Below are 24712 nucleotides of genomic sequence, written 5' to 3' on the forward strand. Positions count from 1 at the left end.
ATCCCTCTAAAGCACTCTCCATTGAGATGTTTATAGCTCAGATAATGGCATTGTGCTCCGAGCTCACCAATGAACCAAAAACTCATCATTGAAAGATGCAACCCATAGATAGAGGCCAGGCACCCCAAGGTCGATTCTCAGGGTATGCCAAAATTGGCTGCGCAGCGGGTACTACAACGCGATGCAGGAACTGATCAAGCGCTTCTGGGGAAAAACAGGCTCCCCGCCCCTTCAACCTCGACGTGAATGCCCATGAATCCGCACCTAGCCCAACTTGTTTGTGACTACCAGGCCAGCGTCCGCTGCGCTGTCGAATTGATGCAGCAATCCGCCATCCCCCTCCCCGCCAGCGACAACGACTGGGCGGGGTTCGATATTCCGCAGCAAGGGGAGCTGACTGGCGGCATTCGGTACTTCAAGCACGGCTATGGCTGCGCCGTTCACCTGCCAACGGCAACGGTGAGTTTTGACTTTGGCGAGCAGGGCGAGATCGGCGGCGTCACCCTGTCCAGGCTCGCCGGCTTTGCCGAGAACCGGCTCGCGCAATACGGTTTTACCGCTGAGGATGAACTCAAGCACTGCTTCGAGCAGGAAGTGGCAGCCGGCTCGCTGGTGTATTCGGGCTACATCCTTTACTACGTCGCGGCGGCCGAGTCCCGGCCATGCAACCGGGTCGATGGCCACACACCTTCAGCCTGAAGCGCTCCACGCACTGTCGCTTCAGGCGTGGGACGCTGGCCGTCGAGCAATCACATCAAAGCGGTGCCAATGCTTGCTGCCGCGCAGGCTGGGACCATCGTATTCATGCGCCTCGAAGCTGATCAGATCTAGCCCCTGGAACAAACCACGGGCCTGCGCCTCGGAATGAAAGGTTCTCGACGGGTCGCCCGCCCAATCATCCCGGTTGCCGAACAGTTGCCCAACGAAGAGGCCTCCCGGCAGCAGAGCAGCCCTGACCTGGGCCCAGAATTTCTCGAAATGCCGCGGATGACAAAAAGGTATCGACATGCCCGCGTGAATCAACGAGGCAGCCGGCAATGTCGCGAGGCTTTCAAACTGTTGCGTGCGGGTTTCCAAGCAGACGCCCGGGAAGCCGGCGCGGATGGCGTTGACCCTTTCAATTGCCTCGCGCTCCTGGTCAATCGCTATGACATCCCAGCCAGCCTCCAGTAGGCCGCGGGTTTCATTGCCGCTGCCACAGCCCAGATCAATGGCCTGTCGCCGGCTCGCCTGAGGGCTCAGCCGCTTGAGCGCGGCACCTAGAAGCAATGATATCGGTCGCTCTGTGTGGTGCGCGTAGTAAGCTTCCCAACCTGACGGCCTGTCTGGATCTCGCCGTTGCATTCCTTGAACCTCCGTTGAAGACCATGGACTCATTGAGTGCCACGGATACTGACAGAGTTCTAATCAAGCTTCATGGATAAGAGCCCCCTATTTCACCTACCTCGAATCCCGGAACAGCAGCATGAAGTTCACCTCAGCCGGCCAACTCATCGACCCGCGAACCGTCGGCTATCGCAGCCTGGGCTTCGGCGAGGCGCTGTCGATCCCGGCATCGCCCTATGAACTGCGCATCAACCACAGCGATCTGCCGCCAAGCTTTCTGGACGTCGCCGACACCTTCAACGCCGAATGCAGGACCGACGATCTGGCCCAGGGCTTTGTCGACATTCCGGAACTGGCAGCGCTTGGCTACCCAAGCTTCAGGGCGCTGCTGCAAGAACATCCGGACCTGGCGGCACGCTTGATCCAGGACTACCTGTATTTCGAGTTGTTTTTTTTCCTGTTGCCGAATTCCAGTGCGCTCAAGGTGGTGATCAACAGCATCACCAGCGTCCACTCAAGAGACAACGTCATCATCCTGACCGGCGAAACCTTCGCCGCCAGAAGCGCAGGACAATGACCGGGCGCTAGCCACAGCACAGGCAACCGCTGATCAGTGGCTGATCGGGATCGCTTTCAACAAAGGTGACCCTGACTTCCACGCCCGCTTGCAACGGTGTGGTTGCACAGCGCCAATTGGCGGCGCCTCCGAGCCAGCAGCTGCTTTTGTCATCGAAGCGACCTTCGCGGTCCCAGGGAAACTTGACCTTGAGCCTTGCCAGGTGCCGATCACCGCGCAATGCCTCGTCGTCCACCGCGATGACCACCGCGGTCTGGCTGCTCACCAGGGGCTTTTCGTGCGCCGAAGGTGGACGGTAGGCCAGGTCCCACGGCACCAACGTGAAACGATTGCGATAACCCAACTGCTGGCCGTCCCCGGCGCCCGGGTTGTCGGCGGCGTACTCGTCCGACAGCTGCGGTTGTCCGCCTGCGTGGATGACCCGAGTCAGTAGCCATGCCTCATTACGCTCTTGGCCAGGCGGGCCGGGGATGTCCAGAACATGGCCGCTGTGCAGCGCGGTGCACGCCCCCTGCCCCTCCACCTGGCGATAAGCCGCGCGGCGGTATTCACCGGTCGGCGGGTTGATTGCTCCGGCGGGCTCAGGCGTGACAACCATGGTTGGCTCGATCCGCTGGAACACCGCCTGATGATCGCCAAACACCAGCACGTGTCCTTGAGCGCTGTGCTGGAAGTGAAAGTGAATCCCTTCCTCCTCGCACAGGCGCTGAATAAAGTGCAGATCCGTTTCACCGAACTGGGTGCAGCAATCACGCTTGGGGTAGGTGGAGCCCAGTTGGAAGCGGTAGGCGTCACCCAGGATCCCGTGTTCTTCGAGAATCAAGGCAACGATGGCCGGCACCGAAAACTGTTGATAGATGCGCTGGTTGGTGCGATGGCGCAAGTAGGACAAATGCGGGACCAGGGCCAGGTGGTAGCGCTGCGGATGTGCATGCTCAGTGTCTTTGCCGATGTGATAGATGCGTCCATGAACGCCGTTGCCCTGGGTATCGAAGGCCAGAAAGGCTTCACTGTCGACCAGGCTTTGCAGCTCGGGCTCTGGCCGCTCGCAGACAAACTCCACCTTGAAGAAGTACGGCTTGCCGATCGCCTCCTCGCCAGTGAAGGCAAGCACTTGTACATCCTGATCAAGTGCGTCGAGTGTCAAGTTGAAGTGCGTTTGAGGGGCTGGGCTGAACATCCACTGTTCTCCTGATGCTTGAGGTGTTGAATGGACGCAGGCACATACCGCCATGCGCAAGAGTTGCTCTGCGCATGGCCAGTACATTTCACCGAATGTTGTAAATAATGAGCCCGCACTGGCTAGGGAAGTTGCACAGGGCAGAAGATGAAGAGTCGAACGAAATCAGATGCTGCTCTTCACCTTGGTCCAGACTCGTGTGCGGATCCGCTCCAGTTTCAATGGCAGCGGCTCAAGTGGAACCAGTGTGGCAACTGTTTGCTTGTCTGGATAAATCCACGGATTGTCGCGCAACTTCTGCTGGACAAACTCCGTGGCATCCTTGTTGGCATTGGGGTACAGCGTGTGATTTGAAGTCTTGGCGATCACTTCCGGCTGCAACATGTAGTTGATAAACGCCAGACCTGCCTTGGGATGCGGAGCATCTTTCAACAGCACCAGATTCTCCGACCAGACCAATGCGCCTTCACGCGGAAGGCTGTAAGTAATCCGCCGTCCAGTGTTGGACTTTTCATTGATGGCCTGCGCGGCAAGCGCACCATTGGCCCAGCCCACCACCGCACAGATGTTGCCGTCCGCCAAGTCGGCGTCGATGCGCGACGAGTCGAAATAAAGGATGTAGGGACGGATTTTCAGCAGCAGGGCTTGGGCTTTCTGGTAGTCATCCGGGTTCTTGCTGTTGCTCGGCAGTCCAAGGTAATTCAGGGCGATAGAAATGATCTCGCTGGGAGAATCGAGCATGGCCACGCCACAGGACTGCAGCTTGCTGATGTTCTCTTCCTTGAAGATCAAGTCCCAGCTATTGACCGGCGCATTGTCACCCAAGGCTGCCTTGACCTTGTCCACGTCGTAGCCGATCCCGGTGGTGCCCCACAGATAGGGCACCGCGTAACGATTGCCCGGATCATTGACCGCGAGCTGGGCCAGGATGTCCGGGTCGACATGGGACAGATTGCTCAGTTGCGCCGGGTCCAGCGGCTGCAGCACTCCGGCCTGGATCAGGCTGGGCAGCACATTGGAGGTCGCCACGACCACGTCATAGCCCGTGCGCCCGGCCATGACCTTGCTCTGCATGATCTCGGCGCTGTCGAAGGCATCCATGTGAATGCGGGTGCCGGTGGCCTGTTCGAACTCTTTCGGGGTTTCCGGCGCGAGCAGCCCGAACCAGTTGTACAGGTACATCCCGGGCTCTGCCGCCCCTGCCGATGTGCTGATCCCGGCCCAGAGAAGCGCGGCTGAAAAAACGGTTCGCAAAGGTGATTTTCTCATGCAACATCCTTGTCCAGACGACGTGCCCTCATGGCTGTCGTAAATCCTGCAAGCGAATATACCGAGCCCAAGCCAATAGTAAATACCTCCAATTACTTACCCTTGACCCACGATTCCCTAACCCTAAAGGGGTAGAAAATGCCACTCGACCTTCATAGCCTGGCCTGGCATCGATCGATTGGAAAACTGATCATGCAGTTGAACCGCCCAGACTTCTGGAGTTCGCTGATTCGCACGCTAAATGAATATGTGCAGATCGATAACTGGGTTGTACTGATCTTCAGCAATCAGCAGGTGCAAGTGATCAGTCTTCCCGAGATCGCCGATGTGGAAGAGGTGGACGCCTTCACTCATCTGTATGTAAAGGGACTTTACTTGCTGGACCCCTTTTACATCGCCAACCGGGAAAACCCGCAGAGCGGCTTCTTTCACTTATTGGATATAGCCCCGGAGTACTTCGTTGAAACCGAGTACTACCACCAGTATTTCGCCCAGTACATTTCCATGGATGAAGTGCAATACAACGTGCAACTCGATGCCGATAGAACCCTGTGCATTTCCATTGGCAGCCGGGCTCGTTTCAATCAGGAACAAATCACCATGCTCGACCTGATCAAGCCCTGGGTGATTGCACTGATGCATCAACGCATGTGCTTTGAGAGCGATCTGGAGAAAAGCCTTGCCGCCCCAGCGCAATGGCCAGAAACCATCGGCCAAGTGGGCACGCAGATCACCACACGGGAAAGCGATGTACTCCGGCTGTTGCTCAGCGGCTTCTCCAACAAGGAGATCGCCGGCAAACTCGCCCTCTCGGCAGAAACCGTCAAAGTTCATCGCCGCAACATTTACGCCAAGTTGAACATCAAGTCACAGTCCGAACTCTTCGCTCGATTTTTCATGCCCAAGCAGGAGGTTCTCTCTTGACGCTACCGACCTCGATGACGATCCTTCCCGGCAAGCCGTAGTCCAACTGCTGCTTCACCTGGATGCTTCACGAACCCCGGATCCACTCAGCAACACCCTCCAAGCCCCTCTCAACACGGATGTGGAACACCCCATGTTTAAAGCCATTCTCTTCGGCCTGCTGTCCTGCGCCCTGGTGCTGCCTGTTTTCGGGCTGGTCATTTCACAGTTTCTCCCTCCGGTGTTCGTGGCCCCTGGCGAACCGGGCTGGAGACAACAGCACAATCAACTGGTCAGCATCGACACCGTCCAATGGCTGACGGTGCTTGGCTGGGCCATCGCGGCAGGCGTCGGAGGATTTGTCGGCACCCGAATCCAGGCGACCCGCACCTTGCGTCCCGCCATCTGGGTCGGGGTCATCATCCTGCTGGTCTGGGGCGTTCCGGTGGGAATCTTCTTGGGGAACCAAATGGGCTGGGTGCATTTCACCTGCTGCCTGATCATCCTCCCGGCGGTGTGGGTGGGAGGAACACTAGCGCGGATAACGGGTGCGCGTCGCCAACGGTTTTCCTGACCGCCGCCTACGCTTGCCAGCCATTTGCACAAACGATTGTTGGGTAATTCCCCCCCCGTTTCAGGCGACTGCACCTATCTGAGGCTTCGTCCTGCGACCTTTCAATAGAGCCAATCCTTCATGCTCATACAGCTTCTGACCAGCCTCCTGCCGTCACTCAACACACAGAACACCAAGGTTCATCTAGCCCAACACAACGGGATTGACCACCCGATGGACGTTTACCTGGCCGGCGAATTCGACGACTGGCAGTCGCGGCAGTCGCGAAGGAATTTCGAATGCGAGTACGTGATCGGCCTGGTGGAACTGCCCGGCACCAAGAAATGGCTGCTGGCCGGGGTCTACGACTCACTCAAGCTCAACGAGGCGAAGAGCGATAACGACCAGCATGACTTGGTGTACGACTACCGCCGCGTGCCTGAATTCGCCGAGCTGGAAGGTCGCTTGATACTCGACTACAGCAAGCCGCGGGGAAACTATCTCTGGCTGGAAACCTGCCTGAAAAGCATGGTGGTGTCCTCGCTCCTGGAAAGGCCCATGACGGTCGGCAAGTTTCCCGGTTTCAAGGAAGTCGATATCTCTCATCGGGAACTGAACATCATCGTCAAACAAGGCCTGGAGTCATGGCAAACCGCACTTTCCAGCGTGGCAGGCGTGTACCTCATCTCCGACCGGACTGAAGGCGAGCATCAGCTGTATGTGGGCTCCGCGACCGGCACTGGCGGTGTGTGGGACCGTTGGGTCACCTACGCCCATAACGGGCACGGAGGAAACATCCGCATACGTGACCTGCACGCCCGGCGTGGCGAGACTTTCGCGGAAAACTTCAGGTTCAGCATTCTTGAAATTGCCGACAAGCACACAGGCAAGGAAGAAATGATGCAAAAGGAAATTCACTGGAAGCGCCGCCTTCTGACCCGCGACAGCGGGCTGAACGGCAACTGAGGCGCCTGCTCCCTGATAACGGATGCGCGGCGCAAGTACAGACGCCGCGCCAACCCGACGGCTAGTTGCCGCGCCCTCCTCCAAATGACCACTCATCACTGGCAGTCGTGGAAATCACCACCATGACATCCTCCGCGTTGAGCCCTGTCGCCCGCTGCAACTTATCGACCAGATCGCGATAAAAACGCTGCTTGGTCGCCACACTTCGCGGGCGGCCCGCGGTTATCGCAATCAGCACAAAGTCATGGCTGCGCGGCCCTCCCAGGTAGTGGGGATCAAAGATCAGCTCGCCGGGCTCATGTTGGTGAATGACCTGGAAGCAATCAGACCTCGGCACCTCGAAGCTCTCGACCAAGGCGTCGTGCAAGCCCGCGGACAACGCCCTTAAATACTCGGCCGACTGGCCGCGGTGCAGTGAAATTCGTGCAAACGGCATCAACCATCACTCCTGAGGTTCTGCAAGGCAGGCTTGTAGCTCACTGAGCACATTCAGCGCCGAGGCGGCGGTCGGCCAACCTGAATAGAACGCCAGATGGGTCATGACTTCGGCCAGCTCGTCGACAGTCAAGCCGTTATCCAGGGCTCGCCTCAAATGAAAGGGCAGTTGTTCCAGACGGTACATCGCCACCAGCGCGGCCACCGTCGCCAGGCTGCGTTCACGGGGGGTCAATTGCTTACGCGTCCACATGTCGCCAAACAATACGCTGTCGGTCAGCTCAGCGAATTTCTGCGGGTAGCGGCTCTGGTGTTCTCGTCCCGTGGCCCTTGATGCATTCATGATGTTCCTCCCCTGATGTCCCAATTGACGGGAGCAAACTATCAAGTCGCGACTGTGCCGAATATCAGATTTAATAGCGCCAATCATCCCAAATAAGTGGACCATTGAATGCGGCGCCCTACTCTGGATCTTGACGTATTGCGCACCTTCGTCACCGGTGTGGAGCTCAACAGTTTTGCCAAGGCGGCGACTCGGCTCGGTCGGTCAACGTCTGCCGTAAGCGCTCAATTGAAGAAACTCGAAGAACAGATAGGTACGCCGGTACTGAGCAAATCCGGTCGCGGACTGGTCTTGACCGCCGCGGGAGAAACACTGATCAGCCATGCCCGCCGGTTGCTGGAGCTGAACGACGGGATTTTCCAGGCCCTGGGTGAAAGCCAAACCGCAGGCACCGTGCGCCTCGGGCTTCAAGAAGATTTCGGCGAACATTTCCTGAGCGATATCCTGCGCCGCTTCGTTCAGACGTACCCGAGGGTGAAGCTTGAAGTCAGGATCGCCCGTAACGCCGAACTGCTGGCGCTGCTCGAAAGCGCCAATCTGGACCTGGCCCTGACCTGGGATACCGGGCACATCTCGCCCCATGCCACACGCCTGGGCGAAACACCGATGCACTGGATCGGGGCCCGCGATACACCGCTGCTCATGGCAGCAGATGACTCACCACTGCCGCTGATCATGTTCGAGGCACCCTGCTTGTTGCGCAGCGCCGCCATCCAGGCACTGGATGCCGCGCACATACCCTGGCGGATCGCTCTCACCAGCCCCAGCGTCAGCGGTATCTGGGCCGCCGTCGCCGCCGGATTGGGCCTGACGCTGCGAACTCGCATCGGCCTGCCGAACCATCTCACCGTTGTTTCTGGCCTCCCCCCGGTGCCAAGCCTTGGCTATGTGCTGCACAGCCACGGCGGCGAGCCGACACCCGCCACCCAACTGTTGGCCGCATTGATCAAGACCAGCCTGGAAGAACAGGCGTATCGGTTAACGAGCACAACATGATTTAAGGCATTCACGAGGCAATTCGGACAACGGCTATGAGCCATGAGTAGCCCTACGCAAAGGAAAGCTATGGGCCGGAAGTACGAAAGATGACTAAACGCGTGAACCGGCTATCGCCCCTGCAAGCGATGATGGCAATATGCCGCTCTTGGAGAAAGTAGCATCCGGCGCAAGGCAAAGCCGGATGTCATGCGCATAAGGATATGGAATATGGCTTCGATTCAGGTGGATGGTGAAGACAAGACCGCAAAGATCAGCGACTGGACGATTCGCTGGAGCGACAAAAATGAAACCCTGGAACTGACCTGTCACTACCCCTCCAAGAAAAAGTACACCCGCCCGCTCAGTGAATGCCAAGTTCTGCCCTCCCGCGAACTGACCAATGTATTGCTGCACAAGCCGGGCAGCTCAGTCGTCGAGTCCATTGCCAAAGCCAAGATTTACGGCGAGCGATATGCCGTGGTGCACTACTCGGGCGGCAAAAAACCTTACGTCTTCAAGATGGACGGTATTGGATTTTCCGCCCCAACTTCGATGAAGGAAACGCCAGCCTTCCGCTATTTCACGAGCGTGGCGAATGCCCGACGGGATCACGCGCAATCGAAGACTGATCATCAAATTGCCGATAATGTGGTGCGCCAACTCGCAAAGCTGCCCGCCATCGCTGGCACGGCCTTGCAAGCCTATTGCACGGGGCACAACGGCACGCTGGCGCCGGGTCAGGGGCTCATCTATCCGTTCGGGCTCAACGAAAGTCAGCTTCAGGCGGTCGAACAGGCGTTCAGCGCGCAAGTCAGCGTGATTGAAGGCCCGCCAGGGACCGGCAAGACCCAGACGATCCTCAACATCCTCGCCAATATTCTGCTGCGTGGGCAGACGGTAGCGGTGCTGTCCAACAACAATGCGGCCGTGGAAAACGTCTACGAAAAGCTGGAGAAATACGGTCTGGGCCACTTGGTCGCCAAGCTTGGCAACCAGGAAAAACGCGAGGCTTTCTTCGCCGACCTGCCTGCTTGGCCATCAAGTACTACCGAGCCGGCACCATCTCTGGATGAGATCCAGACCTTGCTGAGCCGCTTGAAGCAGCACCTGCAAGACCACAACAGGGCGGCACAACTGCAAATCGAACTGGACGAGCTGGTCATCGAGCGGCGCTATCTGCAGCAATGGCAGGCAGAAAACCATGTGCAGGCCACAGGCCCGCTCGACAAATACGGCCTGACGCCGCGCAAGACTGCAGACCTCATGGCCTACCTGGCTTACCTCGGCGAGCAGCGAATTCAGCTCAAAGACCGTATCGAGCTCCTGTTCAAGTTCAGAATTTTTCGCACCAGGCCATTCGCCGACGGCGAGGCGCGCATGGCCGTTTTCCATGCACTGCAGATGCATTACTACGATCAGTCGCTACGGGACAAGGAAGCTGAGCTGCAGGCGTGCCGTGAGTCGTTGGCACGGGCAAACTTCACGGCCCTGCTCAAAGATCTGACAACAGCATCGATGCACCATCTGAAGCAGCATCTGCAACCTCAGGTAGCGCCGTCGGAGAGCTTTGATGTCAACACTTACTGCAGGCATTTCGATGCCTTCGTGCAGCGCTTCCCTATTCTGGGCAGCGGCACGCACTCCATCGTCAATTCGATCGCGCCGGGAGCGGTCCTCGACTACGTGATCATCGACGAAGCCTCTTTGCAGGACATCGTGCCGGGCATCCTGCCACTGGGCTGCGCAAAGAACCTGATCGTCGTTGGAGACAACCGCCAGTTGCCGCATATCCCTGTGGCACTGGGGCTTCAAGCACCGGCCGAGGCCTACGATTGCGAGCGCTACAGCCTGCTGGATTCGTGCATCGCCGTGTTCCAGGACACGCTGCCCAGGACCCTGCTGAAAGAACACTACCGCTGCCACCCCAGGATCATCCAGTTCTGCAACCAGCAGTACTACGACGACGCACTGGTGCCGATGACCGAGGACAAGGGCGAAGCCCCCCTGCGCCTGGTGGTGACAGCCAAGGGCAACCACGCCAGGAAGAACACCAATCTTCGGGAATTGGACTCCCTGCTGAAGGTGCTTGAGGACGAGGGGCAGCCTGTAGGAGTGGACAGCGAAGGCCGCGGTTACATCGCCCCGTTCAGGGCGCAAGTCACCCTGTCCGACACCCACTTGCCAACGGATTTCGTCAAGGACACCGTGCACAAGTTCCAGGGACGCGAATGCGACGAGATCGTCTTCTCTACCGTGCTGGATAAGAAGCGCTACAACCAGGCGCAAACACGCCTGGATTTCGTCGACGACCCACGCATGATCAACGTGGCAGTGTCGCGGGCCAAACAGCGCTTCACCCTGGTGACCGGCGACGAGGTGTTCACTGCCAACAATGGCCACATCGCCGCGCTGATCCGCTATATCAGCTATTACGCGCAGGACGAGCAGATCGTGCGTGCGCCGGTGGTGTCGGCATTCGACTTGCTGTATCGCGAGTACGACCAGTCTCTGGCACGCTTGGACGCCCGCCTGCGGTCAACGGACTCACGCTACAAGTCTGAGCAGATCGTGGCGCAGTTGCTGCGCGAAGCGTTATCCGCTCCGGCGTGCCAGGCATTGAAGTACCACACACAGATCCAGCTGGATAAGCTGGCATCACCGAGCAGCCTCGACTGGACGGAGCCCCAGCGGGCGTTCATGAGGCGCGCCAGTTGCGATTTCGTGATTTATTTCAAAGTGGGCAAGAAACCGATAGGGGTGATCGAAGTCGATGGCGGGTACCACGACCGCCCCGTGCAGGCCGCTCGGGATGCCATGAAAAATGAAATTCTGGCTAGAAGTGGCCTTCCCATTCTGCGGTTGCGCACAGTTGAGAGTGACATTGAGCGGAGAATTGGCGACTTTGTCGGGCAGTGGACCAGTCCTGCGCATGGCGCATAAGCACCGGCGTTGAGCGCTTCGACCTCCATTACCGCGACTCGCCCTGCTCCACCGCCAACGACGCCAGCATCTCAGCACGGCACACCTGAAGAATCTCATCCGCCAGCGCTGAATCATCCGGACAGGCGCGCGACAACAGGATCGCACCGACCGCACGCGACAGCAGGTCGATCATTTTCCTTCTGCCCTCGCCCGCTGGCGCATCCGGCCCGGTCGGGTATTTGTCACCCAGGGTTTGCAGGGTGTGCTCGATCCCTTCGGCAAAGGTCGCTTTCAGATCGTCCGGCTGGCGCGCCGCATCGCCGCCCAACGCAACCATGGTGCAGCCGTTGCCCCGCCGGTCCCGATGCTCCCGCGACACATAGACGTCAATGAACCCCGGCACATCAAGCGCCTGCGCCGCTGCCAGGGATTTGGCCAGGCTGCAGGCCGAGGCTTCGGCCATGAGGTCGGCCTTGGAGCCGAAATGCTTGTAGAAGCCGCCGTGGGTGAACCCGGCCGCCGCCATCAGATCCGACACACCCACACCGTCGAAACCGCGCTCACGGAACAGCTCAGAGGCCGTTTCAACGATGTGCTCTCGATTGGCCTGCGCCTGGGCCTTGCTCACTCTCACGTGCAGTACCTCATGTTCATTGGGAAATCAGGGGCTCAATCATACATAGATGTCGAGCATAATCAAAACCATTGACAGTTTAGATTTCGATCATCATCCTAACTGCACGCACCACCGACCTCCACTCACGGGCACGGAAGAGACACCAGATGACCGATCAGAATCTGTTCACCCCTTACACCCTTGGCGCCCTCACGCTGGCGAACCGCATCGTCCTCGCGCCGCTGACCCGCAACCGCGCGGGTGCAGGCTTTGTTCCCAGCGAATTCGCCGCCACCTATTACAGCCAACGCGCTGGCGCAGGCTTGCTGATCAGCGAAGCCACGCAGATTTCCCAGCAAGGCCAGGGCTATCAGGACACCCCCGGGATCTACACCCAGGCGCAGATTGATGGCTGGCGCAAGGTGACCGACGCGGTCCACGCCCAGGGCGCCAAGATCTTTGTGCAACTGTGGCATGTCGGCCGCGTATCCCATGTTGATCTGCAAGAGAACGGCGCCGCTCCCGTGGCCCCTTCGGCGCTGCGCGCGGCCACCCAGGTGTTCGTCAACAACCGTTTTGAAGAGGCCAGCCAACCGCGTGCCCTGGATATCAACGAACTGCCGGGGATCGTCGCCGATTTCCGTCAGGCCGCGGCGAACGCAATCGCCGCCGGGTTCGATGGCGTGGAAATTCACGGCGCGAACGGCTATCTGCTGGATCAGTTCCTCAAGGACAGCGCCAACGTGCGCACCGATGCCTACGGCGGTTCGATTGAAAATCGTGCCCGTCTGCTGCTTGAGGTGACGGCGGCCGTCATCGACGAAATCGGCGCGGAACGTACCGGAGTACGCCTGTCACCGGTGTCGCCGGCCAACGGTGTCTCCAGCAGCGATCCGCAGGCGCAATTCGATTACCTCGTCGAGCAACTCGACGCCCTCGGCGTGGTTTATCTGCATATGGTCGAAGGTGCGACCGGCGGTCCACGTGACGTGGCGCCATTCGATTTCGCCGCCCTGCGCCAGCGCTTCAAAAACACCTACATCGCCAACAACGGCTATGACCTGGACCTGGCGACCTCGCGGCTCGCCGAAGACCAGGCCGACCTGATCGCCTTCGGTCGTCCGTTCATTGGCAACCCGGATCTGGTGGAGCGCCTCAAGACCGGCGCCGCCTTGTCCGCATTCAATCCCGCCACCCTCTACGGCGGCGGCGCGGCGGGCTACATCGACTACCCGACGCTGGTTGAATCGAACGCCAGCGCAGGCTGAGCAAGCAGAAACCGAGCTGTCTGTTTTCACCCATTACGAAAGAGAGATACCCCCATGAGCCCACGCCCTACCGTTCTGATCACCGGCGCCTCCACTGGCATCGGCGCCACCTACGCCGAGCGCTTCGCGCAACGCGGCCATGATCTGCTCCTGGTCGCCCGCGACCAGGCACGCCTGGATGCACTTGCAGGCCGATTGCGCAGCGAACACGGGGTCGCCGTCGAGGTGATGAAAGCGGATTTGACCCAACTCAGCGATCTGACCAGCGTTGAAGCCCGTCTGCGCGACGACGCGCGCATCGGCATCCTGGTCAACAACGCCGGCGCCGCCCTGTCCGGCAGCTTCATCGAGCAGAGCACCGACAGCGTTGCCCAACTGATCGCCCTCAACACCACGGCGCTGGTGCGCCTGGCCAGTGCCATCGCCCCGCGCCTGGCCAAGGCCGGCGAAGGCGCGATCATCAACATCGGTTCGGTAGTGGGCCTGGCGCCGGAGTTCGGCATGACGGTGTATGGCGCGACCAAGGCTTTCGTGCTGTTCCTGTCCCAAGGCCTGAGCCTGGAACTGTCCCCCCGGGGCGTGTACGTGCAGGCCGTGCTGCCGGCCGCCACCCGCACGGAAATCTGGGATCGCTCCGGCGTCGACATCAACACCCTGGACGAAATCATGGAAGTGGGCGATCTGGTAGACGCCGCGCTGGTCGGCTTCGATCGGCGCGAACCGGTGACGATCCCGCCGCTGCAACAGGCCGAACGCTGGGATGACCTGCAGAGCGCGCGTCAGGGCCTGCTGGGGCAGATCCGGCAATCCGCGGTGGCCCAGCGTTACCAGGCCCAACGGTGATCTTCAGGTAGCGAGCATTCGCGGCGGATTCACGGCAGGTACTGCGACGAATCCGATCCGCTGTTCGGAGTAGCAATGAATCCAACACAGACAACTCTCGCCCCGGCTGTACAGACCTCGTTCATCAACGCGGCGAACCAATCGATCACGGTCAGGGGCATTCCCTTCGCCTACCGCGATACCGGCCCCACCGGCGGCGTGCCGCTGGTGCTGTTCAACCATTGGGGCGCGGTGCTGGACAACTTCGACCCGGCGATCATCGATGGGCTGGCACAGACCCGGCGGGTCATCGCCACCGACTATCGCGGCATCGGCGGCTCGGGTGGAACCGCGCCATTGACGGTCGGCGAAATGGCGCAAGACGCCATCGAGCTGATACAGGCCCTGGGGTTCAAGCGCGTCGATGTACTGGGCTTTTCACTTGGCGGTTTCGTCGCTCAGGGCATTGCCCTCAAGGCCCCCCAGTTGGTGCGCCGCTTGATTCTCACCGGCACCGGGCCGGCCGGCGGCAGCGGTATCGACAGGGTCGGTTCGGTGACCTGGCCCTTGATGCTCAAAGGCTTGCTGACCTTGCGCGATCCCAAGGTCTACCTATTCTTCACCTCGACTGCCAATGGTCGTCGAGCCGCCTCGGAGTATCTGCAGCGCCTGAAAGCACGCAGAAAAAATCGCGACAAGCGCCCGACGCCAGCGGCTTTCCTGCGGCAGTTGCAGGCCATCACGGCCTGGGGAAAACAGACGCCAGACGATCTCGAACACCTGCAGACGCCGACGCTGGTGGTCAACGGCGACAACGATCTCATGGTGCCCAGCGGCAACTCGCGGGCCCTGGGCGAACGCATCCCCCAAGCGCAGCTTGTGCTGTATGAGGACGCTGGCCACGGCAGCATTTTCCAGTACCACGCCGACTTCGTGGCCCGGGCATTGACCTTCCTTGATGACTGACGGCAGCTGGCCACAACCGCAGCAGCCCCCCCTACTGACACCAACCCAACAGAGCCGCACATCCATGAAGGCATTTTCGATTGATCGCTATGGCAAGAGCAGCGGACGCCTGAGCGAAGTCCCCACGCCCAAGGTGGGGCCCCACGATGTGCTGATCGAGGTTCACGCCAGCAGCGTCAACCTGCTGGATTCAAAAATCCGCCAGGGCGAATTCAAGCTGATCCTGCCTTATAAATTGCCGCTGACATTGGGCAATGACCTGGCAGGGGTCGTGGTCGAGGTCGGTCCGCAAGTGCGGCGCTTCAAGCCCGGCGATGCCGTCTATGCCCGCCCGCCGCAAGCGCGGATCGGCACCTTTGCCCAGTGGATCGCCGTGCATCAGGACGCAGTGGCCTTCAAGCCGGTCAATCTCGACATGGCGCAAGCCGCGTCCATCCCCCTGGTGGCCCTGACTGCCTGGCAAGTGCTGGTGGAAGCCGCGCAACTGAAAAAGGGCCAGAAAGTGCTGATCCATGCCGGTTCAGGCGGCGTCGGCACCCTTGCCATCCAGCTGGCCAAGCACCTTGGCGCCTTTGTCGCGACCACCACCAGCACGGCGAATGTCCAATGGGTCAAAGCGTTGGGCGCCGATCAAGTGATCGACTACACGCAGCAGCACTTCGAAGATGTCCTGCACGGCTACGACGTGGTGCTCAACAGCCTCGGCGGCGACGTGCTGAAGAAATCACTCCAGGTGCTCAAGCCCGGTGGCCGGCTGATTTCCATCTCCGGTCCGCCGACGCTGCAGTTCGCCCGGGAACAAGGGCTGGCCTGGCCGTTGCAGCAGGTCATGCGCCTGCTGAGCTACGGCATTCGGCGCAAGGCGCGCCAACGCGACGTCAGCTACAGCTTCGTGTTCATGCGGGCCGATGGCGCCCAACTGCAACAGATCACCGCGCTGATCGAGGCCGGCATCATCCAGCCGGTGCTTGACCGCAGCTTCAGCCTTGAATCGACGGCAGAGGCCCTGCAGTACGTCGAGCAGGGACGAGCCAAGGGCAAGGTGGTGATCAGGATCAAATGACCACAGCGCCTACCGATGACCCGACTGAATCGACGACAGCCCCAGAGCCAGGCGAGACAACGCCAGCACAGGCGCCGGACAAGCCTGCATCGCCAGCGCCGGAGGATGCTGTGGCGCCGCCGCAGATCCTCTGGCGGCGCTTGATGCTGGAGCCATAAGGCGAAGCACACCGATGTGGCTGAACAAGGCGCTCATCAACGCATCACCTTGATAAAAGGCACCACGCCACCCCGGTGAAGAGACGAGTCGCAGCCACCGCTCGGCGCCCGTGCCCGCGCGTCGGCCCAAAAACCGCCCCACGGCGGCGCAAAATCCCGGATAATGCCCGCCATTTTTTGCTTCGCGATGCCGGTGCCCCCATGGAAATCAAGGTCAATTTTCTCGACAACCTTCGACTTGAAGCCAAGTTCGACGACTTCACGGTGGTGGCCGACCAACCGATCCGCTACAAGGGCGACGGCTCGGCGCCCGGTCCGTTCGACTATTTCCTGGCGTCCTCGGCGCTGTGCGCGGCGTACTTCGTCAAGCTGTACTGCCAGACCCGCAACATCCCCACCGATAACATTCGTCTGTCGCAGAACAACATTGTCGATCCGGAAAACCGCTACAACCAGATCTTCAAGATCCAGGTCGAACTGCCGGCGGACATCTCCGACAAGGACCGCCAGGGCATCCTGCGTTCCATCGACCGCTGCACCGTGAAGAAGGTGGTGCAGACCGGCCCCGAATTCATCATCGAGGAAGTGGACAACCTCGACGCCGACGCCCAGGCGCTGCTGATGCCGCCATCGAGCGCGACCCAGAGCACCTACATTGCCGGCAAGGACCTGCCCCTGGAGCAGACCATCGCCAACATGTCCGGCATTCTCGCGGGCCTGGGGATGAAGATCGAAATCGCTTCGTGGCGCAACATCGTGCCCAACGTCTGGTCGCTGCATATCCGCGATGCGCAGTCGCCGATGTGCTTCACCAACGGCAAGGGCGCGACCAAGGAAAGCGCCCTGGCCTCGGCCCTGGGCGAGTTCATCGAGCGCCTGAACTGCAACTTCTTCTATAACGATCAGTTCTGGGGCGAGGACATCGCCAACGCCGAGTTCGTGCATTACCCCGACGAGCGCTGGTTCCAGCCGGGGCGCAAGGACGAGCTGCCCAAGGAGATCCTCGACGCGCACTGCCTGGCCATCTACAACCCCGATGGCGAACTGCGCGGCTCCCACCTGTACGACACCAACTCGGGCAATATCGAGCGCGGCATCTGCTGCCTGCCCTATGTGCGCCAGTCCGACGGCGAGGTGGTGTACTTCCCCTCCAACCTGATCGAGAACCTGTTCCTCAGCAACGGCATGAGCGCCGGCAACACCCTGGCCGAAGCCCAGGTGCAGTGCCTGTCGGAAATCTTCGAGCGGGCGGTCAAGCGCCAGATCCTCGAAGGCGAGCTGGCCCTGCCGGACGTCCCCCAGGAAGTGCTGGCCAAGTACCCCGGCATTCTGGCCGGCATCCAGGGCCTGGAAGAGCAAGGCTTCCCGGTGCTGGTCAAGGATGCCTCCCTGGGCGGTGAATTCCCGGTGATGTGCGTGACCCTGATGAACCCGCGCACCGGCGGCGTGTTTGCGTCCTTCGGCGCGCACCCGAGCTTCGAAGTGGCGCTGGAGCGCAGCCTCACCGAACTGCTCCAGGGCCGCAGCTTCGAAGGCTTGAACGACCTGCCGCAGCCGACCTTTGAAAGCCAGGCGCTGATGGAGCCGAACAACTTCGTCGAGCACTTCATCGACTCCAGCGGCGTGGTGTCGTGGCGCTTCTTCAGCGCCAAGGCGGATTTTGAGTTCGTCGAGTGGGACTTCACCAGCCAGAGCGGCTTCAGCGAAAGGGAACAAGCCAGCGCCGAAGAAGCCGCGACCCTGTTCGGCATCCTCGAAGGCCTGGGCAAGGAAGTCTACATGGCGGTGTACCAGCACCTGGGGGCCACCGCCTGCCGCATCCTGGTGCCGGACTACTCGGAAATCTACCCGGTGGACGACCTGATCTGGGACAACACCAACAAGGCGCTGTTCTTCCGCGAGGACATCCTCAACCTGCACAGCCTGGACGAAGACGGCCTGCGCTCACTGCTGGAGCGCCTGGAAGAAAGCGAGCTGGACGACTACACCGACATCACCACCCTGATCGGCATCGAGTTCGACGACAACACCGCCTGGGGCCAGTTGACCATCCTCGAACTCAAGCTGCTGCTGCACGTGGCTCTGGGGCAATTCGACCCGGCCAAGGAGCTGGTGGAGATGTTCCTGCAATACAACGACAACACCGTCGAGCGCGGGCTGTTCTACCAGGCCCTGAACGCAGTGCTGGAAGTGCAGCTGGACGACGAACTGGAGCTGGGCGACTACGAAGCCAACCTGCGGCGCATGTTCGGCAACGAACGGATGGACGCGGTGATCGGCTCGGTGGATGGCAGCGTGCGCTTTTACGGCCTGACCCCGACCAACCTGCAGCTCGAAGGCCTGGACCGTCACCTGCGCCTGATCGACAGCTACAAGAAGCTGCACGCGGCGCGGGCCAAGTGGGCCGCAGCCAACCGCTGACACCGCGCCCCGTACCTGTAGGAGCGAGCTTGCTCGCGAAGCCCTCAAGACGCCGCGTTCCTCCAGTGAACGCGGCGTTTTCGTTGACGACCATCGCGAGCAAGCTCGCTCCTACAGTGACTCGTCAGGCCTGGTGCACCCCGGGTGGCCAGGGCTTGCGGTCCTCTCTTTCCGGCGGGCCATACAGCTCCTGCTCCCACTCCTCGAACGCCGGCACTGCGCTGTAATGCGGATCGCAATACTGGCGGATGTACTGCGCCGCGCGGTACTCGGCGTACTTGGCATTCACCGGTACCCCCTCCTCGTCCAGCTCCAGCACATTGGCAAAGATCGCGTAGGCCATCTCCAGCATGCTCGGCTCTTCGCTCAGGCAACTGCGATAGTCGACGCCTTCCAGCAGCGGGTAGCCGAGGGTGCCGTTGGCGACCCAGAAACTGAAGGTTCTCAGGGCTCCGGAAAACTCCGGGCTGAGCTTTTTCGGGTAAGTCATGCAGATCACTTTCCTTGCTAGCGGACCGGGGCGGATTCTCGGGCAGCGCTATCGACAAGGCAAGGCATCACGCAACGCGCATCCGTCGGTTTTCAAGGGCACGGCAAAACCGTCACAATGCGCGCCCCTGTTTTCTACCCGTGTGCCCTGCACCGCATGCAGCGCACGGCCCCCGCAAGGATCGCTCGATGAACTTCCTGGAAAAGCTGCTCAACGCCTTTAAAAAGTCGACGCCACAAAAGGCCGAGCCCAGCCTGGCCAGCAGTGAGCCTGGTGCTGCAGAGCAGCCCTGCAGCCAATACCAGCCAACCGAAGCGCAGCTGGCCAGCATTGCCCTGATGGAGGCCGGCGCCGCTTGCCTCGACCGCCACTGGCAAGCGGTCGGCAGCTGCGAAGCCGACGTCCTGGGCTTTGCCATCAGCCCCAGCTTCACGGGCGGCCCGCACTGGCCTTCCACCCGCCAGGCCTACCGTATCGTGCGCCGCAACGAACGCATCATCCTCGCCACCGAGGGTCTGTCCGATCCGTTCGACGGTGTGCAAGGCGACGACCTGGGCAACGGTTTCGAGATGGAGCTGTTCATCGAAACCCCGGACATCCCAACGCACGCCCAGGGCGCGGTTGGCGACGTTGCGCCCTTTGTCGACAGCTGGACCTTCGAACTGCTGCGCTGCGTGGCCGGCACCGTGGCCGATGCCGGCGGTTATCGCTCGCGCCTGGAGCGCTACGGCGTGCTGTCCCTGGAACTGCCCGGGGTCAGCCAGTCGCGGGCCATGAGCGAGCAGTTGCCGGCGCACTTTGTCAGCGCCGACGACTGCGCCGGGGTGCTGATCGGCGGCCCGGCCGCGGACTTCCCGACCCGCCTGGACGATATGCCGCTGTCGCCGGTGACCCTGGTGCCGGTGGTGCTGATCACCGCCTCGGAGCTGGACTACGTGCGCAACGGCGGCGCCCAGGCCCGGGAAGACCTGGCGGCGCGGCTGAACGCCGCCGGCCTGGGCCATGTCAGCCACCTGCAGCGCGCCAGCGTGATCTGAGCCCGGGAGCCTTTGCACCGATGCATACCGCCGATGACTACTTTGCCTTTCATCTGTTCGCCGCACGCTTCCCAAACCAAGCCGAGGCCGAACTGTTCACCTTCGAACAGTGGGAACCGGAACCTGCGGCGGATGCCTGCGCCGCCGAATTCAGCGCCTGGGAAGCACGCAACCCCAGCTGGCGCCTCAAGCAGGAGCTGGGCTACTACATGGACAGCGACTTCGTCGAGCTGATCGACCGTGAAGACGGCCCGCAATACCTGGAATCACTGGTCCGCAGCGACACCGGAAAACAGCAACTGCGCACGCGTATCGCCCCCGGCTACAGCCACTACATCCTCATCGGCAGTGACTCGATCCATGGCGACCGGCAATCGGACACCCCCGGCCCCAACCAGCGCAAGCCCGAAAACACCGCAACGCTTGTTTACCTCGGCGAGTTCAACGATTCCTCTGCCCCGCGCTAAATGCTAAAAAGGCCCCCTGCTTTCCATGCCACCCCTTGTCGTGCCAAGCCGTACCACGAGAATCACCATGCACAGCCATTACCCGAACACCCGCGCGCCCTTGCGCCTACTGCATCTCATCACCCACCAGCCAACGGCGGTAGCAGCATGATCGAAGTCACCGAAGTTTCCATTGCCGACCTGCGCGCCGCCCTGGAATCAGGCCGGACCACCGCCGTGGAACTGGTCCAGGCCTATCTGGCGCGGATCGAGGCCTATGACGGCCCGAACACCGCCACCGCCCTCAACGCCGTGGTGGTGCGCAACCCCGAGGCACTGAAGGAAGCCGCCGCGTCCGATGAGCGTCGCGCCAAGGGCCAGACCCTGGGCCCGCTGGACGGCATTCCCTACACCGCCAAGGACAGCTACCTGGTCAAGGGCCTGACCGCCGCCTCGGGTAGCCCGGCCTTTGCCGAGCTGGTGGCCTACCGGGATGCCTTCACCATCGAGCGCCTGCGGGCTGCCGGGGCCATCTGCCTGGGCAAGACCAACATGCCGCCCATGGCCAACGGCGGCATGCAGCGCGGCGTGTATGGCCGCGCGGAAAGCCCCTATAACGCCGCTTACCTGACCGCGCCCTTCGCCTCGGGCTCGTCCAATGGCGCCGGCACCGCCACCGCCGCCAGCTTCGCCGCCTTCGGCCTGGCCGAGGAAACCTGGTCCAGCGGTCGTGGCCCGGCCTCCAACAACGGCCTGTGCGCCTACACACCCTCGCGCGGGGTGATCTCGGTGCGCGGCAACTGGCCGCTGACCCCGACCATGGACGTGGTGGTGCCCTTCGCCCGGACCATGGCCGACCTGCTGCAAGTGCTGGACGTGGTGGTGGCCGAGGACCCGGACACCCGCGGCGATCTGTGGCGTTTGCAACCCTGGGTGCCGATCCCCAGCGTGACCTCGGTGCGCCCGGCGTCCTACCCGCAACTGGCGGCCGACGCCACGGCGCTCAAGGGCAAGCGTTTTGGCGTGCCGCGCATGTACATCAACGCCGACCCCGCAGCCGGCACCAGCGACAAGCCCGGTATCGGCGGCCCTACCGGCCAGCGCATCCACACCCGGCCCTCGGTGATCAGCCTCTGGGAGCAGGCGCGCCGAGCCCTGGAAGCCGCGGGCGCCGAGGTGCTGGAAGTGGACTTCCCGCTGGTGTCCAACTGCGAGGGCGACCGCCCCGGCGCGCCGACGGTGTACAACCGCGGCCTGGTGAGCAAGGAATTCCTCCATGACGAGTTGTGGGAACTCTCGGGCTGGGCCTTCGACGACTTCCTGCGGGCCAACGACGATCCCAAGCTCAACCGCCTGGCGGATGTCGACGGGCCGCAAATATTCCCCCATGACCCGGGCACCCTGCCCAACCGCGAAGACGACCTGGCCGCCGGCATGGACCAGTACGTGACCATGGCCAAGCGCGGGCTCAAGAGCTGGGACCAGATCGCCTCCCTGGCCGACGGCCTGCGCGGCCTGGAACAGACCCGGCGCATCGACCTGGAAGAGTGGATGGATCGCCTGGGGCTGGACGCGGTGCTGTTCCCCACCGTGGCCGACGTTGGCCCGGCGGACGCCGACATCAATCCCGAATCGGCGGACATTGCCTGGAGCAACGGCGTGTGGGTAGCCAACGGCAACCTGGCGATCCGTCACCTGGGCGTGCCCACGGTGACCGTGCCCATGGGGGTGATGGCGGATATCGGCATGCCGGTGGGGCTGACCTTCGCCGGCCGTGCCTATGACGATTCAAGCTTGCTGCGCCTGGCGTCGGCCTTTGAGTCCACCGGCAGCAAACGGCTGATTCCTCCACGCACACCGGCCTTGTCACCCGCTCGCTAAGCGCAAAGGCCCGGGGCACCCATGAGGCGCCCCGGATCTTTACCAGCCTGACGCAACGCAGGCTATTTCAGCTGATTGGCGAAACGCCCCACGGCCCCCACAACCTGGCGCGCACCCTCCTGGATTTCGAGAATCACCGAGCCGGCCTCGTTGGCAAGTGCCAGGCCTTCTTCAGCCTGCCCGCGACTGTTGGCCATGCCGCTTACGGCTGCATCCGCCAGACTCTGGTTCTGCTGTACAACGCTGACGATTTCTTCGGTAGCGGCGCTGGTGCGCCCGGCCAACTGCCTCACTTCATCGGCGACCACGGCAAACCCTCGACCCTGCTCACCGGCCCGCGCCGCCTCGATTGCTGCGTTGAGCGCGAGCAAGTTGGTCTGTTGGGCGATGCCGCCAATGGTCTGGACAATCGAGCTGATCAACAGCGATTGCTTGCCCAACGCTTCAATCCCGGCGGATGCCGCCTGCATTTCATCCGAGATCATGCGCATCGTTTGCACGGTGTTCTGCACCACGTCGGCGCCTCGACGGGCGCTGATGTCGGTTTGTTGGGAGATCTCGAACGCGATGGTCGCCGCCTCGTTCACCTGCTGTTCGCGAGCCACTTGATCGGTAATGACCGTGGCGAACTTGACCACCTTGTAAAGAACGCCCTGTGCGTTGTGCACCGGGTTGTAGGTCGCTTCCAGCCAGACGACTCGACCATGGGCATCGACTCGCTTGAAACGGTCAGCCACGAATTCACCGCGATTGAGGGTCGCCCAGAACTCCTTGTAATGACTGGACGCAGCATCGGCGGGGTCGCAGAACATGCTGTGGTGCTTGCCTTTGATTTGCGAAAGTTGATAGCCCATTGAGCGCAGAAACTGCTCGTTTGCTTGCAGGACATGGCCTTGAAGATCGAACTCGATCACCGCCGTGGAGCGCAGCAGCGCTTGAATAAACGCCGAATTCTCCGCCGAAGTGTCAACGGTCTCGGTGATGTTCGAACCAAAGGCATGGATACTTTCCAATTGCCCCTGTTGATTGACAATCGGCTGCCAGAGGCCACGGAACCACGACAGTCCGCCATCGGGACGCTGAAAACGGTAAGTGTCGATAACCGCGTCATGGTTGTTCACGCTGTCGAGCAAACGACGATAACAATCCATCTGTCGCACATACGTCGGAATGAAATTGTCGAGCGGTTTGTTCAGCACTTGGTTGGCGTCACACCCCAACATGTTCAGAAAGCCTTCATTGGCATCTATAACGTTGTAGTTGGCGTCAAGGACCGCGCGCACAAGGCAGGTCTCAATTCCGTTGAGCAACTGTCGAGCCACTGAAAGCTCCGACTGAAGAGACTGCAACTGCATTTTCAACCGATTATTGAACATGGGCGCATCCTGCTAAAGGAGAGACTCTTTGCTATCGGCAACCGTTGGGGGTTTGTTTTCAGCTTTTTTTATGCTGCAAAAACACTATAGAAGCATTGTTTGCAGCGCTCCATTTTCTCCCCTGATATAAAGTCATGCCCCCAGCCTGGTGGTTACCATCCCTGCGCCACGCCACTAGCGCCCTTCCCCCACGCACCGCCCGAGCCGGACCACTCACCATGACCACACACCGCATTACCCTCGCCAACGGCTGGATTGCCGAATTTGCCGAACAAGGTGAATTTCGCATGGGCGCCATCAGTTGGAACCTGCACCTGCGCGGCCCCGAGCAACAGGCCATCCGCTATTTCGAAACCCAGATCGTGCTGGTCAACGATGAGGATGGCGAGCAGGCGCGAAACGCCATCAGCCTCTCTGAGGACGGGGTCTACGGGTACCTGGGCAACGGCATGAGTCACGGCTGGGTGATCGACTTTTCCCGCGGCATGATCGCGCCCCACCGGGTCACGATCAGCCATTACCACCACGCCTATGACGAGTACATTTCGCTACTGGAGCAACCGGCGTACAAGCGCATGCGGGAGTACATCAGTGTGATCGGTCGCACCGTGTACCTGACCTTTCCCTTCACCCGGGACGCAGACTTCCCCAAGGTCTGGAACGAGTACCTGGTGATCCGCCGACGGCAGCTGGACGAGTTGTATTTCCGCAATTGA

The 24712-nt window shown here is 61.0% G+C and carries 24 protein-coding genes and 1 pseudogene; 16 read left to right on the forward strand and 9 right to left on the reverse strand.

Going from position 1 to position 24712, the window contains the following annotated elements; all coding sequences use genetic code 11:
- Window positions 1–252: 252 nt before the first annotated feature.
- Window positions 253–699 carry a hypothetical protein gene (locus DNK59_RS21125; protein ID WP_110724480.1) on the forward strand — a complete coding sequence of 149 codons (447 nt, stop codon included), beginning with the start codon at window positions 253–255 and terminating at the stop codon, window positions 697–699.
- Between the two features lie 21 nt (window positions 700–720).
- Here DNK59_RS21125 and DNK59_RS21130 read toward each other — a convergent pair whose 3' ends face one another.
- Window positions 721–1377, reverse strand: a complete 657-nt coding sequence (locus DNK59_RS21130) for a trans-aconitate 2-methyltransferase (protein ID WP_371920310.1) — start codon at window positions 1375–1377, stop codon at window positions 721–723.
- Between the two features lie 88 nt (window positions 1378–1465).
- Between DNK59_RS21130 and DNK59_RS21135 the strand changes: the two genes are divergently transcribed.
- Window positions 1466–1903, forward strand: a complete 438-nt coding sequence (locus DNK59_RS21135) for a hypothetical protein (protein ID WP_110724482.1) — start codon at window positions 1466–1468, stop codon at window positions 1901–1903.
- A 7-nt stretch (window positions 1904–1910) separates the two neighbouring features.
- Here the strand turns inward: DNK59_RS21135 and DNK59_RS21140 are convergent, their stop codons facing one another.
- Both DNK59_RS21140 and DNK59_RS21145 read right to left on the reverse strand, forming a co-directional pair.
- Window positions 1911–3083: a contractile injection system protein, VgrG/Pvc8 family gene (locus DNK59_RS21140; protein ID WP_110724483.1), complete on the reverse strand. Its 1173-nt coding sequence runs from the start codon at window positions 3081–3083 to the stop codon at window positions 1911–1913.
- A 165-nt stretch (window positions 3084–3248) separates the two neighbouring features.
- A complete protein-coding gene (locus tag DNK59_RS21145) occupies window positions 3249–4352 on the reverse strand; it encodes an extracellular solute-binding protein (RefSeq protein ID WP_110724484.1) in 1104 nt (367 codons plus the stop codon).
- A 138-nt stretch (window positions 4353–4490) separates the two neighbouring features.
- Between DNK59_RS21145 and DNK59_RS21150 the strand changes: the two genes are divergently transcribed.
- From DNK59_RS21150 to DNK59_RS21160, 3 genes are all read left to right on the forward strand, one after another.
- The gene (locus DNK59_RS21150) at window positions 4491–5276 is read left to right on the forward strand and encodes a response regulator transcription factor (protein ID WP_092315055.1); all 786 of its coding nucleotides are present in this window, start codon (window positions 4491–4493) and stop codon (window positions 5274–5276) included.
- 133 nt (window positions 5277–5409) lie between these two features.
- Window positions 5410–5829: a hypothetical protein gene (locus DNK59_RS21155; RefSeq protein WP_016966845.1), complete on the forward strand. Its 420-nt coding sequence runs from the start codon at window positions 5410–5412 to the stop codon at window positions 5827–5829.
- Between the two features lie 120 nt (window positions 5830–5949).
- On the forward strand, window positions 5950–6774 hold the full coding sequence (locus DNK59_RS21160) for a GIY-YIG nuclease family protein (RefSeq protein ID WP_110724485.1): 825 nt from the start codon (window positions 5950–5952) through the stop codon (window positions 6772–6774).
- A 61-nt stretch (window positions 6775–6835) separates the two neighbouring features.
- Here the strand turns inward: DNK59_RS21160 and DNK59_RS21165 are convergent, their stop codons facing one another.
- Window positions 6836–7210, reverse strand: coding sequence for a tautomerase family protein (locus tag DNK59_RS21165; protein WP_110724486.1), 375 nt, complete (start codon window positions 7208–7210; stop codon window positions 6836–6838).
- 6 nt (window positions 7211–7216) lie between these two features.
- Entirely contained in the window at window positions 7217–7552 is a 336-nt protein-coding gene (locus DNK59_RS21170) for a carboxymuconolactone decarboxylase family protein (protein ID WP_110724487.1), read from the reverse strand.
- Between the two features lie 108 nt (window positions 7553–7660).
- On the opposite strand from DNK59_RS21170, the gene DNK59_RS21175 reads away from it, so the two are divergent.
- Complete coding sequence (locus tag DNK59_RS21175) at window positions 7661–8548, forward strand: LysR substrate-binding domain-containing protein (RefSeq protein ID WP_110724488.1); 888 nt, start codon at window positions 7661–7663, stop codon at window positions 8546–8548.
- Between the two features lie 210 nt (window positions 8549–8758).
- A complete protein-coding gene (locus tag DNK59_RS21180) occupies window positions 8759–11470 on the forward strand; it encodes an AAA domain-containing protein (RefSeq protein WP_110724489.1) in 2712 nt (903 codons plus the stop codon).
- A 28-nt stretch (window positions 11471–11498) separates the two neighbouring features.
- On the opposite strand, the gene DNK59_RS21185 is transcribed toward DNK59_RS21180, so the two are convergent.
- A complete protein-coding gene (locus DNK59_RS21185; protein ID WP_177431282.1) occupies window positions 11499–12086 on the reverse strand; it encodes a TetR family transcriptional regulator in 588 nt (195 codons plus the stop codon).
- A 149-nt stretch (window positions 12087–12235) separates the two neighbouring features.
- On the opposite strand from DNK59_RS21185, the gene DNK59_RS21190 reads away from it, so the two are divergent.
- The 5 genes from DNK59_RS21190 to DNK59_RS21210 all read left to right on the forward strand — a co-directional run bounded on the left by DNK59_RS21190 (window position 12236) and on the right by DNK59_RS21210 (window position 18766).
- The gene (locus DNK59_RS21190; protein ID WP_110724491.1) at window positions 12236–13336 is read left to right on the forward strand and encodes an alkene reductase; all 1101 of its coding nucleotides are present in this window, start codon (window positions 12236–12238) and stop codon (window positions 13334–13336) included.
- Window positions 13337–13390: 54 nt separating this feature from the next.
- On the forward strand, window positions 13391–14179 hold the full coding sequence (locus tag DNK59_RS21195; protein WP_092315065.1) for an SDR family oxidoreductase: 789 nt from the start codon (window positions 13391–13393) through the stop codon (window positions 14177–14179).
- Between the two features lie 75 nt (window positions 14180–14254).
- Window positions 14255–15124: an alpha/beta fold hydrolase gene (locus tag DNK59_RS21200; RefSeq protein ID WP_110724492.1), complete on the forward strand. Its 870-nt coding sequence runs from the start codon at window positions 14255–14257 to the stop codon at window positions 15122–15124.
- A gap of 64 nt (window positions 15125–15188) precedes the next feature.
- The gene (locus DNK59_RS21205) at window positions 15189–16187 is read left to right on the forward strand and encodes an NADP-dependent oxidoreductase (protein ID WP_110724493.1); all 999 of its coding nucleotides are present in this window, start codon (window positions 15189–15191) and stop codon (window positions 16185–16187) included.
- 359 nt (window positions 16188–16546) lie between these two features.
- Entirely contained in the window at window positions 16547–18766 is a 2220-nt protein-coding gene (locus tag DNK59_RS21210) for an OsmC domain/YcaO domain-containing protein (RefSeq protein ID WP_110724494.1), read from the forward strand.
- 124 nt (window positions 18767–18890) lie between these two features.
- On the opposite strand, the gene DNK59_RS21215 is transcribed toward DNK59_RS21210, so the two are convergent.
- A complete protein-coding gene (locus tag DNK59_RS21215) occupies window positions 18891–19256 on the reverse strand; it encodes a hypothetical protein (protein WP_110724495.1) in 366 nt (121 codons plus the stop codon).
- A 188-nt stretch (window positions 19257–19444) separates the two neighbouring features.
- Here DNK59_RS21215 and DNK59_RS21220 point away from each other — a divergent pair, with 188 nt between their 5' ends.
- The 3 genes from DNK59_RS21220 to DNK59_RS21230 all read left to right on the forward strand — a co-directional run bounded on the left by DNK59_RS21220 (window position 19445) and on the right by DNK59_RS21230 (window position 22620).
- On the forward strand, window positions 19445–20293 hold the full coding sequence (locus DNK59_RS21220; protein WP_110724496.1) for a suppressor of fused domain protein: 849 nt from the start codon (window positions 19445–19447) through the stop codon (window positions 20291–20293).
- 20 nt (window positions 20294–20313) lie between these two features.
- Window positions 20314–20760: a hypothetical protein gene (locus tag DNK59_RS21225; RefSeq protein WP_110724497.1), complete on the forward strand. Its 447-nt coding sequence runs from the start codon at window positions 20314–20316 to the stop codon at window positions 20758–20760.
- 147 nt (window positions 20761–20907) lie between these two features.
- Window positions 20908–22620 (forward strand): amidase, encoded by a 1713-nt coding sequence (locus DNK59_RS21230; RefSeq protein ID WP_110724498.1) that lies wholly within the window; start codon window positions 20908–20910, stop codon window positions 22618–22620.
- 62 nt (window positions 22621–22682) lie between these two features.
- Here the strand turns inward: DNK59_RS21230 and DNK59_RS32540 are convergent, their stop codons facing one another.
- Complete coding sequence (locus DNK59_RS32540; RefSeq protein WP_371826212.1) at window positions 22683–23225, reverse strand: methyl-accepting chemotaxis protein; 543 nt, start codon at window positions 23223–23225, stop codon at window positions 22683–22685.
- A pseudogene (locus tag DNK59_RS32545) lies at window positions 23223–23996 on the reverse strand (PAS domain-containing protein); the annotation flags it as partial. The gene DNK59_RS32540 and the pseudogene DNK59_RS32545, both read right to left, overlap by 3 nt.
- A 218-nt stretch (window positions 23997–24214) precedes the next feature.
- Here DNK59_RS32545 and DNK59_RS21240 point away from each other — a divergent pair.
- The gene (locus DNK59_RS21240) at window positions 24215–24712 is read left to right on the forward strand and encodes a hypothetical protein (protein ID WP_110724500.1); all 498 of its coding nucleotides are present in this window, start codon (window positions 24215–24217) and stop codon (window positions 24710–24712) included.

Source organism: Pseudomonas sp. TKO26 (assembly GCF_003225665.1).
In the GTDB taxonomy this organism is placed as follows: domain Bacteria; phylum Pseudomonadota; class Gammaproteobacteria; order Pseudomonadales; family Pseudomonadaceae; genus Aquipseudomonas; species Aquipseudomonas saponiphila.